At 68.2% G+C, this 14,147-nt stretch carries 15 protein-coding genes; 7 read left to right on the top strand and 8 right to left on the bottom strand.

Going from position 1 to position 14,147, the window contains the following annotated elements; translation table 11 throughout:
• Positions 1–11 precede the first annotated feature (11 nt).
• Positions 12–641, bottom strand: coding sequence for a histidine phosphatase family protein (locus BO221_RS39695; protein ID WP_073566124.1), 630 nt, complete (start codon positions 639–641; stop codon positions 12–14).
• 113 nt (positions 642–754) lie between these two features.
• On the opposite strand from BO221_RS39695, the gene BO221_RS39700 reads away from it, so the two are divergent.
• The 3 genes from BO221_RS39700 (at position 755) to BO221_RS39710 (ending at position 4,292) form a co-directional block, all read left to right on the top strand.
• Positions 755–1,303, top strand: a complete 549-nt coding sequence (locus tag BO221_RS39700) for a GNAT family N-acetyltransferase (protein ID WP_233166468.1) — start codon at positions 755–757, stop codon at positions 1,301–1,303.
• A gap of 34 nt (positions 1,304–1,337) precedes the next feature.
• Positions 1,338–1,832, top strand: a complete 495-nt coding sequence (locus BO221_RS39705) for a PaaI family thioesterase (protein ID WP_073566125.1) — start codon at positions 1,338–1,340, stop codon at positions 1,830–1,832.
• 201 nt (positions 1,833–2,033) lie between these two features.
• Positions 2,034–4,292, top strand: a complete 2,259-nt coding sequence (locus BO221_RS39710) for a PAS domain-containing sensor histidine kinase (RefSeq protein ID WP_073566126.1) — start codon at positions 2,034–2,036, stop codon at positions 4,290–4,292.
• Between the two features lie 15 nt (positions 4,293–4,307).
• Here the strand turns inward: BO221_RS39710 and BO221_RS39715 are convergent, their stop codons facing one another.
• From BO221_RS39715 to BO221_RS39725, 3 genes are all read right to left on the bottom strand, one after another.
• On the bottom strand, positions 4,308–5,867 hold the full coding sequence (locus BO221_RS39715; RefSeq protein ID WP_073566127.1) for a nitrilase-related carbon-nitrogen hydrolase: 1,560 nt from the start codon (positions 5,865–5,867) through the stop codon (positions 4,308–4,310).
• Positions 5,864–6,451 (bottom strand): PadR family transcriptional regulator, encoded by a 588-nt coding sequence (locus BO221_RS57465; RefSeq protein WP_073566128.1) that lies wholly within the window; start codon positions 6,449–6,451, stop codon positions 5,864–5,866. Before BO221_RS57465 ends, BO221_RS39715 begins: the two co-directional genes overlap by 4 nt.
• 140 nt (positions 6,452–6,591) lie before the next feature.
• The gene (locus tag BO221_RS39725; protein ID WP_073566129.1) at positions 6,592–7,122 is read right to left on the bottom strand and encodes a hypothetical protein; all 531 of its coding nucleotides are present in this window, start codon (positions 7,120–7,122) and stop codon (positions 6,592–6,594) included.
• 292 nt (positions 7,123–7,414) lie between these two features.
• Here BO221_RS39725 and BO221_RS39730 point away from each other — a divergent pair, with 292 nt between their 5' ends.
• From BO221_RS39730 to BO221_RS39740, 3 genes are all read left to right on the top strand, one after another.
• Positions 7,415–8,458 carry a glycoside hydrolase family 43 protein gene (locus BO221_RS39730; protein WP_073566130.1) on the top strand — a complete coding sequence of 348 codons (1,044 nt, stop codon included), beginning with the start codon at positions 7,415–7,417 and terminating at the stop codon, positions 8,456–8,458.
• A 67-nt stretch (positions 8,459–8,525) separates the two neighbouring features.
• Positions 8,526–9,263, top strand: coding sequence for an endonuclease/exonuclease/phosphatase family protein (locus BO221_RS39735; RefSeq protein ID WP_073566131.1), 738 nt, complete (start codon positions 8,526–8,528; stop codon positions 9,261–9,263).
• A 93-nt stretch (positions 9,264–9,356) separates the two neighbouring features.
• Entirely contained in the window at positions 9,357–10,448 is a 1,092-nt protein-coding gene (locus BO221_RS39740; RefSeq protein ID WP_198956280.1) for an ATP-dependent DNA ligase, read from the top strand.
• A gap of 18 nt (positions 10,449–10,466) precedes the next feature.
• On the opposite strand, the gene ligD is transcribed toward BO221_RS39740, so the two are convergent.
• From ligD to BO221_RS39760, 4 genes are all read right to left on the bottom strand, one after another.
• Positions 10,467–11,531 (bottom strand): non-homologous end-joining DNA ligase, encoded by a 1,065-nt coding sequence (ligD, locus tag BO221_RS39745; protein WP_073566133.1) that lies wholly within the window; start codon positions 11,529–11,531, stop codon positions 10,467–10,469.
• 161 nt (positions 11,532–11,692) lie between these two features.
• Positions 11,693–12,220, bottom strand: a complete 528-nt coding sequence (locus BO221_RS39750) for a hypothetical protein (protein WP_073566134.1) — start codon at positions 12,218–12,220, stop codon at positions 11,693–11,695.
• 3 nt (positions 12,221–12,223) lie between these two features.
• Positions 12,224–12,781 carry a hypothetical protein gene (locus BO221_RS39755; protein ID WP_073566135.1) on the bottom strand — a complete coding sequence of 186 codons (558 nt, stop codon included), beginning with the start codon at positions 12,779–12,781 and terminating at the stop codon, positions 12,224–12,226.
• Positions 12,778–13,392 carry a hypothetical protein gene (locus BO221_RS39760; RefSeq protein ID WP_143195954.1) on the bottom strand — a complete coding sequence of 205 codons (615 nt, stop codon included), beginning with the start codon at positions 13,390–13,392 and terminating at the stop codon, positions 12,778–12,780. The genes BO221_RS39755 and BO221_RS39760 overlap by 4 nt, the downstream gene beginning before the upstream one ends.
• A 226-nt stretch (positions 13,393–13,618) precedes the next feature.
• Here BO221_RS39760 and BO221_RS39765 point away from each other — a divergent pair, with 226 nt between their 5' ends.
• Entirely contained in the window at positions 13,619–14,131 is a 513-nt protein-coding gene (locus BO221_RS39765) for a hypothetical protein (protein WP_073566137.1), read from the top strand.
• Positions 14,132–14,147: the final 16 nt, after the last annotated feature.

Raw genomic sequence — 14,147 nt, forward strand, 5'->3', positions numbered from 1 at the left:
GATCCTTCCATTCAAGTGTCGTCGCGGCTGGTGTCCCTCAGGTGGTTCACGTCGCCCCAGGTCACCAACCGGAAGGCGCCCTGGTGGTAGTCGAACTGGCTCCAGCTGGCGTTGAGCACGGAGAAGGCGCGCGGCGCGCCAGCCGGAATCCCCAGGCAGTGCCGGAACAGGCTGCTGAGGACGCCTCCATGGGTGACCACCACGACGCGCGCTCCCACGTGGCGGGCTCCGAGCTCCTCCAGGCACTCGACCGCATGGCGGAGCCGCTGGGAAGCGCTCTCGCCCCCGGGGATGGTGAAGTCAGGCCCGCCTGCCGCGTACTCCGCGAACACCTCGGGGTGGCGCTGGCCCGCCTCGTCCCGCGTGAGCCCTTCCAGGATGCCCAGGCCCCGCTCGCGCAGGCGCCCATCTTCGAGGACGGGATGGCCCGTGCGCGCGGCGATGCAGCGCGCCGTCTCCCGCGCGCGTCCCAGGTCACTGCAGTAGAGCGCCTGGAAGGGGACGGATGCGAGGCGCACGGCGAGTGCGTCCGCTTGACGCAGGCCCCTGGCGCTCAGTGCACTGTCCCGGTGTCCTTGCAGACGCCCCAGGGTGTTCCACTCCGTCTCACCGTGGCGGAGCAGGATGAATTCAGTCTTCATGGCGTACAGCTTGTCCGAGTGCGGGCCCGGAGGGGAGGAGTCGTTGGACCTGTAGGCTTGTGCCGTGCCGGTCCTGGTGTCACGGTGCCGGGAACCGCACAGGAGGGGAGCCCGTGCCCACCATCATCAGTTCCGACATCGAAACCGAGCGCCTCACGATGCGCTGCTCGAGACTTGAGGACTTCGAGGAGTCCCACTCGCTGTGGTCGGACCCGCAGGTCGTCCGGTACATCACCGGCAAGCCGTCCACTTCCGAGGAGACGTGGTTCCGCCTGTTGCGCAACGTGGGCCACTGGCAGCTGCTGGGGTTCGGCTATTGGGTAGTGCGCGAGAAGAGCACGGGCCGGTTCGTCGGCGAGGTGGGGCTCGCGGACTTCCGGCGGGACATCCAGCCCTCGCTCGGCGGTGCCAAGGAGGCGGGATGGGTGTTGGCTCCGTGGGCCCAGGGAAAGGGGTTCGCCACGGAGGCCGTGAGCGGGGCGCTGCGGTGGACGGAGCAACGGTTCGGCCCGGAGCGCGTGGTGTGCCTCATCGACCCGAAGAACGAGGCCTCGGTCAAGGTCGCGCACAGGTGCGGGTTCCGCGAGTTCGCGCGTGGCACGTACAAGGGCGAGCCGAGCCTGATGCTCGAGCGGCTCCCTGAGAGCGCCCAAAGCCGATAGCTTCTTCCTGCTTCGAGCCAGACGAGGGCCATCCATGGGAATCGCATCTTTGCAGGAGATCGCCGCGCCAGAAGGCATCTGCTACGGCTGTGGCTGCAGTAATCCGCACGGCCTGCATATCCAGAGCTACTGGCATGATGACGGTGTCCACGTCATCACCGAGCACACCCCCGAAGACAAGTACACGGGTTGGCCCCAGTTGGTGTACGGCGGCCTCATCGCCATGCTGGTCGACTGCCACTCGAACTGGACCGCGATGGCCTACCACTACCGCGCCGAGGGCCGCGCACCCGGCAGCCTGCCGCGAATCGAATGCGTCACCGGCAGCCTCGGTGTGAAGTTCCTCAAGCCCACGCCCATGGGGGTGAAGCTGACCTTGCGTGCGCGTGTCGAAGGCGAGCTCGGCCGCAAGAGCCGCGTCCTCTGTGAGGTCCATGCCGGCGATGTGCTGACCGCGGTGGGTGATTCGATCTTCGTCCGCGTCGATACCTCGCAACTGACCGCGTCGGCGCACGGCCGCCAGACCTGAGCGCATCGGCACACGGCTGCCAGGGGAGCCCACGCCAGGCGGGCTCCTGGTCAGCTCCTCGTGCACCCGGCGAGTGGGGAGGCCGATGCCTGGCGGGCTCCCTGCTGCGCGCCCCTCAAGAGCCTGACAGACGCTGAACAAACCCTGGAGCGCCTGAGCGAGGGAAAGATCCCGCTCTGGTCGCGGTTGATCCATTCCCGAATGGCAGACCCCCCTCTCCGACCCGCTTCGCTGGCTCGCTCGACCCTCATCCAGATGGGCGTGCGCATCGGCATCCTCATCGCCCTGACCACGCTCGCCAGCTACCTGCACATGTTCCACACGCTGCGGGAGGACGCCATCCAGCAACTGGCGCGGCATGTGGCGGAGCGCAGCCAGCGAGAGGAGGCCATCTTCCTGCTGGCGCGGGACAATCATGCGCTTCTCGTGAAGGCCCTGGAGGAGCGCATCCAGGCCTGGAGCCAGCAGGATCCGGATCCACGCTTCGACAGCCTGTTCACCCCATGGCCGGATGGCACCGTCCGCTCCCGCGCCGAGGGCTTCGATGGACTGAGGATGGTGGGCCTCTTCGTCCCCCCCGGCGTGAAGCTCGATACGGAGCTGCGCCGCCGCATCCTGGCCGCCCACGACGTCATCACGCAGTACGGGCCCGCCTTTTCCGTCCGCTTCACGGATACCTACGTCACCCTGGTAGAGGGACCGGTCCTCACGTTCTGGCCCGAGAGGCCCAGATGGGCCCTGGATCTCCCGACGGATGACCCGACGCTCGAATACGAGTTGTTCACCATCACCACTCCCGAGAAGAGCCCGCGGCGGCAAACGGTCTGGACCGGCAGCTATCTGTATTCCCCCACCCAGAGCTGGCTGGTCACGGCGAGCACCCCGCTGGACATGGAGGGGCGCCATGCCGCGTCGTTCTCCCACGACATCTCGCTGGATCAGCTGATGGACCGCTCCATCAACGACCACCTGCCCGGCACCTACAACCTGCTCGTGCGGGATGACGGCCAGCTCATCGCTCATCCCGCGCTGGACATGCGGGGCGCCACCATGGGCTACGACATCCTGGGCACCGCTTCACAAGCCGGTGGGATTCCCCCTCGGCTCGCTTCCGAAGGGGAGAGGGCCCACCTGCGGAGCCTCTTCGAGAAGGTACGGAACCGTCAGCCCGGCGAAGACATCCTGGAGCTCCCTGAATACGACGAGTACATCGCCGTGGCCCGGCTGCAGGGGCCGGACTGGAACTTCGTCACGGTGCTGCCCAAGAGCGTGGTGACCGCCTCCGCCTGGAGGTCGGCGCGCTATGTGCTGCTGTTCGGCCTGGCGTCCCTGCTGCTGGAGCTGGTCATCATGTACCTGGTGCTCCAGCGGCATATCTCCCAACCGCTGCGGGTGTTCACCGAGGCCACCCACCGGGTGGCGTCCGGGGACTTCCAGGTGGCGCTGGACGCCTCGCGCGAGGACGAGCTGGGTCAACTGGCGGGGGCCTTCCGGCTCATGGCCGACAAGCTCCAGCAGCGGGAGGCGCAGCTGCGGCAGGCCAACGAGGGACTGGAGCAACGTGTCGAGGAGCGCACCCGGGAGCTGAAGACGGTCCACGGACAGCTCGTGCAGACGGCGCGGCAGGCGGGAATGGCGGAGATCGCCACCAACGTGCTGCACAACGTGGGCAATGTGCTCAACAGCGTCTACACCTCCTCCCAGCTGGCACGGAGCCGGATGGGCGAGCTGCGGTTGGAGCACGTGAGCAAGGTGGCCACCCTGCTCGAGGAGAACCAGGCGGACCTCCAGCGCTTCGTCACCGAGGACGAGCGCGGGCGCAACGTCCTGCCCTTCCTGGGCAAGCTGGGACAGAACCTGCTGAAGGAGCGCCAGGAGATCTCCACCCTGCTGGAGGATGTGGGCCGGTACACGGAGCACATCGGCGACATCGTCAAGGTGCAGCAGAGTCATGCCCGCACCCCGCGGATGAGCGAGCCCGTCCTGCTGGCGTCACTGGTGGACGATGCGCTGCGCATCAACGCGGCCGCGCTCACCCGTCACCAGGTGAAGGAAGTCCGGCAAGTGCCCTTCCTGCCTCCCGTGATGACGGACAAGCACAAGGTGCTGATGATCCTGGTCAATCTCATCAGCAACGCGAAGTACGCCATGGATGGGGTGCCGGCGGAGCAGCGCATCCTGAGCGTGACGCTGGAGCTGCCCGTGCCCGACCGCGTGCGCATCGCCATCCAGGACAATGGCATGGGCATTTCCCAGGAGCTGCTCACACGCATCTTCCAGTATGGCTTCACCACCCGGAAGGAAGGGCACGGTTTCGGTCTGCACTCGAGTGCCGTGGCGGCCCAGGAACTGGGAGGCTCGCTGACGGTCCACAGTGACGGGCCCGGGCGTGGCGCCACGTTCACGCTGGAGCTGCCCTATCAGCCCATCGAGGAGCCCGTGCCTCCGCCTCCACAGTGAGACTCGCCGCCGGCTTCATGCGTTTGGCTGCGCGTGAAGCCTCTCACGTGCACGCCACCGCCGGGCAAGCCCCCTCACGACGGCCCAGCCCACCCACCCCAGCGTGACCAGGCCCGAGAGCAGCCCCACGGAATCGCCGATGCGCGAGTAGAGCGTGGGCACCCGCCCCACCGGCAGCTCCGCGCGCAACACCCGCTCCTCCGTCGTGAAGTGGTCCAGCTCGCCATACACGCGCCCGTAGCCATCCACCGCCCCCGACAGGCCCTGGTTCGCCTGCCGCAACATGCTGAAGCCCTGCTCCACCGCGCGGAACATCGCCTGCCGCATGTGCAGCGAGCTGATGGCTCGCCAGTCGCTCGCTGGCAGCAGCAGCAGCTCGAGCCCACGCGACGTGGGGCCGGCGAAATCCGCCGGGAAGTCTCCATCGAAGCAGATGGCGCCTCCCACGTTCCCCACGCTCGAGTCGCGCAGCACCGGCACCTCCTTGCTCCCAGCGATGGAGTGGTCCGCTTCCCACCCCGGGACCGGCCGGGCCTTCACGTAGCGCCAAGCCACGTTCCCATCGGGCCCCACCAGGATGAGCTCATTGCGCAACATGCGCTCCGCCGAGGGCTCCATGCTCGCCACCGCCATGCCGAGCCACACGCTCCGCTCGCGCGCCAGGGCGCTCCCCCGGGAGAGCAGGGCCGGCAGTTGATCGGCCAGCACCACCGCGTTGCCCTCGGACCAGAGGATGAGCTTCGCCCCTCGCCCGGCCTCGCGCTCCGACAGGCGCAACAACTCCTCGTTCACCGCACCCGAGGCCTCGGCGAAGGCTCGCCAGTCCTCGTCACCAAAGGACCCTCCCTGGATGAGCCGGGACAGCCCCGCCTCGCGTCCCGCGGCCACCTCCCCCGCCACCGTGATGCCCGCGACCCGCACGGGCTCGCCCACGCTCCCCGCCCTCGCGAGCCGCAGCGTGCCGAACGCGAGGATGACCCCGAGCACGCCCGCGAACACCGCCACTCCCGGCAGCACGCGGCGCCCCTCGTCCCGGTGCTCGAAGGCCCAGTTGGCCACGGAGGCGAACCACACCAGGAGGAACGTCAGGCCCCACAGTCCCGTCACCGACACGAGCTGCACCAGCACGGGGGCGCCCGCCTGCGTGTAGGCCAGCGAGCCCCAGGTGCCGAACGGGCTGCCCTGACTGCTGAAGAGCTCCAGCCACGTCATCGCCGCCGGGAGGAAGAGCGTCCCCGCGAAGGATGCCCTCGGCCCCACGATGAGCCGGTCCGCCAGGAACACCAGCGCCATGAAGAGCGCGCCGCCAAAGGCCATCCCGAAACTGCCCGCGGCGGATCCGGGGAACACCTCCAGGTTCACCAGGCCCGTGGCGAGGGTGTTCACGCAGAGGATGCCGGCGAACCCCACCCCCGGCCGCTGCTGGCGGACGAAGAAGAGAAACAAGGCGCCCATCAACCAGCCGGGCAGCAGCGACCCCCGCGAATTCAAGAGCATCGACATGCCGGCCCCGCCCACCAGGGCGAGCCATGGCAGGAACACCTGCACGCGCCGCGAGTCTTCTCTCCCGCTCATCCCACTACCCCCTTCTTCTTCGAATCCTTCGTGTGCGCCATGCGCTGGAGTGTCTCCTGGGCCTCGTCGCACCAGCGCAGGTGCGCCTCCAGGCCGAGCAGCCCCGCGCGAATGGACAGGTGCCAGTAGGGCAGCTCCGGGTGGCCCTCGCGCGAGCGGCGGACGTCCTCGTCGATGAGCCGCAGCGTGGCCAGCAACCCCTCTGCCTCGGCCCGGCTGCGCTCCACGTGTGCCAGCGAGTCCTCCGGCCCCACCCGGCCCCCGAAGAAGAGCTTGAGCAGCAGCTCGTTGCGCTCCACGTGGGGCACCACGGGCCGCCGCAGCCACTCCGAGAGCACCCGCCGCCCGTCCGCCGTCACCCGGTACACCTTGCGCACCCGCCCGCCCGGCGAATGCTCCTCCCGGTCGAGCGCGACCAGCCCCTCCGCCTCCATCCGCTCCAGCGTCGGGTACAGGTTGCCGTAGCTCTCCTGCCAGAAGTGCCCCACCGTCCGCTCGATGGTCTGGCGCAGGCCGTAACCGCTCATGGGTTCCCGGCACAGCATCCCCAGGATGGCGAACTGGCAGGTGTTCTCTCGGGCCACGATGTTCTCCTGCCGCCCTATATATCAGTCTGATACAAATGTGCCACGAGGAATCAGGCACGAACGCAGAAGGCCGCGTCCCTCCTCCGTGAGGAGGAAGGGCGCGGCCAGTGTCTACGCAGCGGAGAGGGGACGGTGGGTTACCAGCGGACCGTCACTTCGATGGACACATGCTTGCCGTGGTAGTCCACCGTGACGTGGCGCCAGCCGATGGAGCCGGTGAACTTGCGCGCCGCCGACAGCTCGGCGGTAGGCGTGACAGTGGCCGTCTGCACCGCCTTGCCCTCCGCGTTCAGCAGGTACGCGGTGCCGGTCTTGGCGCCCTTGGGGAGGACGACATACGTGCGGTAGAAGCCCGGCTCGATGTTGAAGCCCGAGTAGTAGGTGAAGCCCACGACGGCACCGCGCGCGAGGTGATCGTAGGTGATGTTCTCGAACTCGGCGACACCCGTATTGGCCACCATGCCGTCATCGCGCGAGGCGAAGACAATGCCATCGCTGAAGATCTGGATGCCGTGCTTCGCGGCACCCTCGAGCATGGCCTCCGTCATCTCATAGCGCAGCTTGGCATTGGCCTCCTCCAACCTGGCCGACGGGGTCGCGTGGCTGTTGGACAGGGGGATGGAGATGAGCAGGAACAGCGCGCCGATGAGGGACAGGAAGGGCTTCATGTGGGTTCCTTGGGTGCTTCGGGGGGGTGGAAACCTTCGACTGTGTGGCGAAGCCGGGTTGTGCAGCGTCCATGCCATGCGCTGCCTCGAGGCATTCCAGAGGGAATCCCGGCTCGCGAGGCTTCGTCCGTGGTGCGCGCGGCTACAAGGCGGGCCCGTGGCTGTCGCTCGCCCGGACACAAGCGGGCATGGGCGGGGGGCCTGAGTGTGAGTCTGGTATCAAACAAGAAAGACGAGCCTATTCGACTTAAGCAGGAAATCTGGTAAGTGGCGCTCGAGAGGACTCCCCCCCATGACGCCACTCCGCCGTCGCTCCCTTGGCGCATCCGCCGCCTTCGTCGTCTGCCTCAACGTCTCCCTTCAGGCAGGCGCTGCTCCCCGGCCCGTGTACGCGCCGGGAGCTGGGTTCGCGGACCCGTCCGTGGTCAGCCACAACAACCAGTTCTACGGCATGTCGACCGGAAGCCTCGTCCCGTCGGCCCAGGGGAACATCGCCTCCGGTCCCTGGGTGGCCGAGGGTCCGGCCCTCACCTCGAAGCCCTCGTGGGCCACGGGCGGCGGCATGTGGGCCCCGGACCTGGAGCGGATCAGCGCGAACGAGTGGGTGCTCTACTTCGCCGCTCCCGTGGACGGGCTGGGCGCCAACCAGCGCTGTATCGGGGCGGCCACCGCCAGCTCGCCGCTCGGGCCGTTCACCCCGGTCGCGGGCGGACCGCTGGTATGCCCGGGACTGGCGGACGTCCCCACCGCGGACGACACCGTTCCGGGCCGCCCCCTCACGAACGCCGGCGTCATCGACCCGTCTGGGTTCAAGGACAGCGATGGGACGCGCTTCCTGCTCTACAAGACGCAGCAGTTGCCCTCGTCGCTGCGCATCGTCCGGCTCAACGCCGCCGGCACCCACGTGGCCAGCGGCGCCACCAGCCGTCAGCTGCTGCGCTCGGACCGCATCGTGGAGAACCCGGTCCTGGTGAAGCGCGCCGGGGACTATTTCCTGTTCGCCTCGCGCGGGCCGTACAACAAGTGCACCTACGAGACCATCTGGATGCGGGCCAACGGCGTGGGCACCAACGCCTTCAACGAGGTCACGCAGCACACCCTGCTCACGGATGGGAACACCGGCGGCGTGTGCGGCCCCGGCGGCGCGGACATCGCCGAGGCGCTCGACGGCGGGCAGCGGATCTTCTTCCACGGCTGGCTGTGCGGCAGCGGCCCCTGTCCGATCAACTTCGACGCGCAGACCGACGACGGAGGCCGCCGGGGCATGTACCTGGGCGTGCTGGGCTGGGACTCCCAGGACAACCCGGTCGTCAACAAGTTCCTCAGCCCGGAGTGACCGGCTCCCTTCGCTCCCCCCCAACGCGCCGGGTGATGCAGCCCGGTGCCCACCCCCCCAAGAAACCATGCTCAAACTCTTGTCCTCGGCCGTCCTCAGCCTGCTCATCTCCCTGGGCTTCATGCCCTCCACCAGCCCGGAGGAGACAGTGGCGCTCGCCGCCACGACGACCACCGTCGCGACCCACAACACCCTTCACGGGAGCGCGAACATCAGGCCGCTCGCGGACGTCATCGGCTGGCAGGAGGTGGACACCGACGAGGGCCATTCCAAGCTCGGCGCGCTCGAGTACTACGACCACTACCGTCCTGGTGAGAATCGGCTCGATGCCCGCAACTCCATCGCCATCTCGTGGCGCAAGAACAAGTACGAGAGGACGGGAGGCGGCTCCCGGCTCACGCACGGAGGTGAGGCCGGGGTGACGCCCTCGCGCTTCGTGAACTGGGTGGTGCTGAAGAACCTGGACACCGGCGCGAAGCTGGCGTTCATCAACACCCACTACATCTCCGGCGCCTGGAACGGTGAGCACCCCGAGCGCCAGGAGCGCTGGCGGACGCACAACGCCGTGGTGCGCGAGGTCGTCGCGGAGCTGCTCTCGCGGGAGCTGCCCGTCGTCCTGGTGGGCGACTTCAACCGTCAGCTCTCGCAGGACATCCCGGGGATGAACCACCTGCGGACGGCGGGGGTCGACGGCGTGCCCATCGACCAGATCTACGTCACCCGTGGCATCGGCACCGGTCCCGCCGAGCGCCTGGAGAAGTACGGCTCCGACCACTTCGCCTACACCGCGACCGTCCAGTACTGACGCCAGGACTGGTCGCCGAGCGAGCAGGCCTCGACGGCGGGGCCGCCCGTGCTCCGGGTTGATCGCCGTTCTGGCCGGGCCCAGCTTTGCTTCATGAAACTGCCCGTCATGCCTCCGGTGTCGCCCATGCTCGCCAGTCTGGTGCGAGAGCTCCCGGAGGAAGGCGAGGTGCTCTACGAGCCGAAATGGGACGGATTCCGCGCCATCGTCTACCGCGACGGAGACGAGGTCATCCTCGGCAGCCGCAACGAGCGGCCGATGACGCGCTACTTCCCCGAGCTCGTCGAGTCGATCCGCACGCACCTGCCGCGCCGCTGCGTCGTCGACGGTGAAATCGTCATCGTGGGCGAGGACGGCGGGCTCGATTTCGACGCGCTGTTGCAGCGCATCCACCCGGCGGCTTCACGCATCCGGAAGCTCGCGGTGGAGACGCCCGCCTCGTTCGTGGCGTTCGACCTGCTCGCGCTCGACAAGCGGGACTTGCGGCCGCTGTCCTTCCACGAGCGCAGGACGTTGCTCGAGAAAGCGTTCGCGGGTGTCCGTGCGCCCATCCACCTCACGCCGGCCACGCGCAGCCGCGAGGTGGCCGAGGCCTGGTTCAGCCGCTTCGAGGGCGCCGGGCTCGATGGCGTCGTCGTCAAGCCGCTCGCCCTGCCGTACCTGGAGGGCAAGCGCGAGATGTACAAGGTGAAGCACGAGCGCACCGCGGACTGCGTCGTCGGTGGCTTCCGCTGGCACAAGGACGGCCAGGGCATCGGCTCGTTGGTGCTCGGCCTCTACGATGAGCACGGTACGCTGCAGCACGCGGGCGTCGCCACGGGGTTCGCCGCGAAGCAACGGGTGGAGCTCGCGAAGAAGCTCGAGCCGTACCGGAAGCGGGCGATGGAGACGCACCCCTGGCGCGAGTGGGCGGAGGTGGAGGATGCCACCGTCCGGATGCCGGGGGCCCAGAGCCGCTGGAGCGCGCGGCGCGACGTGAGTTGGGAGGCCGTGCGTCTGGAGCTCGTCGTCGAGGTGGCGTACGACCACATGCAGGGCATGCGCTTCCGTCACGCCACGCACTTCCGAAGGTGGCGCCCGGACCGGACGCCGCGCTCGTGCACCTACGCGCAATTGGAGCGCTCGGTCCCGGCCGAGCTCGCCGAGGTCTTCGCCGCCGGGCCCGGGGCGGCCCCCGCCCATTAGAATGCGCCGTTCCCGGACTCAACGGCTTCCGCCGCGACGCGGCTGCCGCTTCGCACGGGCCGCGAGCGCCGGTTTCGCGCGGAGAGCGCCCTCGCGGGGCGGCGCACGGAGTGGTTCGTCCTTCTGTTTCTCGAAGTGAGGAGGGAAGGGGGCTTCACCGAGCCCCTCGGCCTTCTGCCGCTCGAAGAGCTCGAGCAGGCTGTCGAGCGTGAAGGCACGCGCATCCATCTCCTCCCAGACGTCGCCGAGTTTCTCGTAGCGCCGGGGCACCGTGGCGAGCGTGAGCTCCTCGGGCTCCACGTCCGCGACCTCGTCCCAGCGCAGCGGGCAGGACACGCGCGCTTCGGGGTTGGCCCGCACGGAATAGACAGACGCGATGGTCCGGTCCTTCGCATTCTGGTTGAAGTCCACGAACACCCGCCGGCCGCGCTCCTTCTTCCACCAGGCGCTCGTCGCCTTGCGGGGCATGCGCCGCTCCACCTCCCGCGCGAGCGCGAGCGCGGCGTGGCGGACCTCGGTGAAGTCCCAGTGCGGTGCGATCCGGACATAGACGTGCATGCCCCGGGACCCGGACGTCTTCGGGTATCCCACGAGCCCATGCGCCTCGAGCACCTCGCGCACGCAGAGGGCCACCTCGCGCACGGAGGAGAAGCGCACGCCCGGCTGCGGGTCGAGGTCGATGCGGAGCTCGTCCGGGTGCGAGAGGTCGCTCCGGCGTACCGGATGCGGGTTGAAGTCCAGACAGCCGAGGTTCACCGCCCACACGACGTGCGCCAGGTCCACCGGGCAGAGCTCGTCCGCGCTGCGGCCGCTGGGAAACGTCACCTCGGCTGTCTGGAGCCATTCGGGCGCGCCGGCTGGAACCCGCTTCTGGAAGAAGAACGCGCCTTCGGCCCCGTCCGGGTAGCGCTTGAGGGCACACGGGCGCTCGTGGACGCCGCGAAGCATGCCCTCCCCGACGGCCAGGTAGTACTCGATGAGGTCGAGCTTCGTCTCACCGCGCGCGGAGAAGAAGACCTTGTCCGGCCGGCTGATGCGCATGGGACGGCCCGCGACCTCCAGGTGGGTGAACGTCTCGGACATGTCCACAAGTTAGATACACATTCGAGACGGGTGGCCGGAGGGAGAAGAAGAGCGCCCGGTTGCCCGGCGGCAGAGCGAGTCCTGCCGCGCTGTGGAATGTCCACGAAGTCCTTGGGTGTGGCCAAGGACCCGTGGATGTCCCCTCTCCCCCTGGGAGAGGGCTAGGGTGAGGGTCTCCCTTCTTGCTCCTCGTCACCGCGATAGCAACGCGCCCGGCCCAGCCACAGCGGCAGTCCGAGCGCCGGAAGCGTCAGGAGATCGCCCACGTCCGCGGTATGGGCCACCGGAGCCACGTGAGGAACGTGCGCGCCGCGCCAGAGCGCGCCGAGCGCGCGCACCGGCCACTGCAAGCTTCCAAGTCCCCACTGCCATCCGAGCCCCGCCACGTCCCACACCTGGATCGTGGAGAACACCACGCCCGTGAGGACGACACAGGTGAGCAGCACGGGGACGGACGGCAGGAAGGGACGCTCGCGTCTCGTGGTCACCACCTCCCACAAGCCCTGCAACAGCAGGGGAAAGAAGGCGAGGCCCGCCACGTCCGAGAGCTTCCCCGTCCACCACGAGGGGCAGTGAAGCTTGAAGACGTGGTCGTTCACCACGAGCAGCGCCACGGACGCGAACACCAGCGGATGCAGAAGACCATCGCCAGGCAGAATGCGTTGAGTGAAGCTCCGGTCTTCCGCCACGGCCTACTCTTCCCTCAGCGTCATCGCGACGGTGCTCTCGTCGGGGTCCGTCCAGATGAGCCGGGCCTGGGTTCTCCACGTGAGATGGAGCTCACCCGCGGTGGGGGGGCCCTGTCGCTCGAGCTCGAGCACATAGGCCGCTTCGCAATGCTCCTTCCTGGTACACCCGGGGATGTAGATGCCGTTCAAATAGCCCTCGAAGCCCGGCTCGCCAAGAACCCAGAGGCTTTCGGTCACGACAAGCCCATCGCTCGCTTGCAGCACACGCGCTCGCAACCAGGGGCGGCCGTGCTCCTCGGAGCCCACCCCCTGCAACGAAGGCTTGATGGAGAAGTCGAGTGATAGGGATTGGATGTCTCCGCGCTCCTCGTTCGCGGGACGAACATCCACGGTGATCTGGCGGCGCGCCGTGGGAGAAGAGGCACCGAGCACCACGGGCGAGCCGTCGAGCCCCTTCTCTGCCAGAAGGTTATTCACATCCACACGATTGTCGCATCCGGCCACCGCACAGGACAGGAGCAACACAGTGGCGGGCAGCGATTTCGAGATGAAGGCTGTCATGGGGTGGGCTCCTCTCCGCGCTCGGTGATCGTGACGGAATAGCCCTGGGGAAGCTCGTCATCGTTCCAGAGTTCCATGGACGAGGTCGCTTTCCACTCCATCTCCACGGTGCCCTCGATTCCGCCGTCCTGGAACTCGAACTCGACCGTCACGGGGATTTCGCACACGTCCCCCGTGTTGCAGTTCACTTGCAGGGACTCCATCACCAGGAGCGGCACCGGTGCGTCCGGGGTATCGAGCACGGCCGCCGCACTCCAGGGTTGCCCTTCGCCGCTTCCGACCCGGGCCGTCACCCAGGGCTGGCCAGGAGCGGAAGGATTCGCCGGCCTCCATCGTGCGGTGCCTTCGATGGTCAGACTCCCATGGTTCTCCGTATGTTCGGTCTCCCCCATCGAGATGGAGATGACGAGCGTGCGCGACACCTTCGGCGTCTCGTGGGTCAGCACGAAGGGGGTGCCCTGGAACTGCGAGACGAACGAGGGAGAGCTCACCGGAGAGGTCGCGATGGAGCCAACGGCGGCAATCAGCAGCGAGCACTTCACCGCCCAGTGGCGGAGCTTCGAACGCCAGCGGTTACTGGCATGGATGTGATGGGATTCGGGGGTTCGCATGGGGTTGGCCTGACAGCTTGCCGGGGAAGTTGGAGGCAAGCGTCCGCATGCGTTAGCAACCCCTGTGCCGCCTTCTCTCCAGCCCTTTCTCCAGAGGAGTCGCGCACCAGCCCTGGCGTAGACCGCGACGCCGGTGTCACGGACGATGTCCCGTTGAACCGGGCAAGGATGTCAGGGGTGACCCTCGCCGTGCATTCGGGGAGAATGGCGATGCAGCCCACCGCCCATGTCCTCCGAACCAGACCCGTCCGAGTCACCGCCCGCGGTTCCTCCGCGCCCCACGCCGCCCAAGCCCAGGCCGGCCCGGGGCTGGCTGCTGGGTCTTCGCTTCGTGGGCGCCCTCGCCAGCGGGTTGCTGTTCATCCATGGGGCATTCGCCTGGCTCTATTACCCCCTGCCCATCGAGGAGCACGTGGGCCTGCTCGGGGCCATTGCCGGGTCCGCCGCGGTATCGTTTCTGCTCTGGATGCCGTTCTGCGCGTGGGTGTTCTACGTGTGCATGGAGGGCCGGCCGCCTACCTGGCGCTCCGTGGCAGCCGCCTATCTGGACGCATTCTGCGAAGGCCCGCTCTGGTTCATGGAGCTCCCCGCGCTGATGCTCTTGCGCCTGGTGCGCGCCATCCGCCCGTTCGGGCTGGGGCTCCGGCCGCGGCTCCAGGAGCTCGAGGCCCGCCTGGAGGCGGGTATCGAGCGCCGCACCCGGGGCCGCCGCAACTGGCTGCACTCCCTCGTGCGCTGACGGTTGGGGCTGCTGG

Origin of the sequence: Archangium sp. Cb G35 (genome assembly GCF_001896145.1) — a bacterium.
Classification (GTDB): Bacteria; Myxococcota; Myxococcia; order Myxococcales; family Myxococcaceae; genus Archangium; species Archangium violaceum.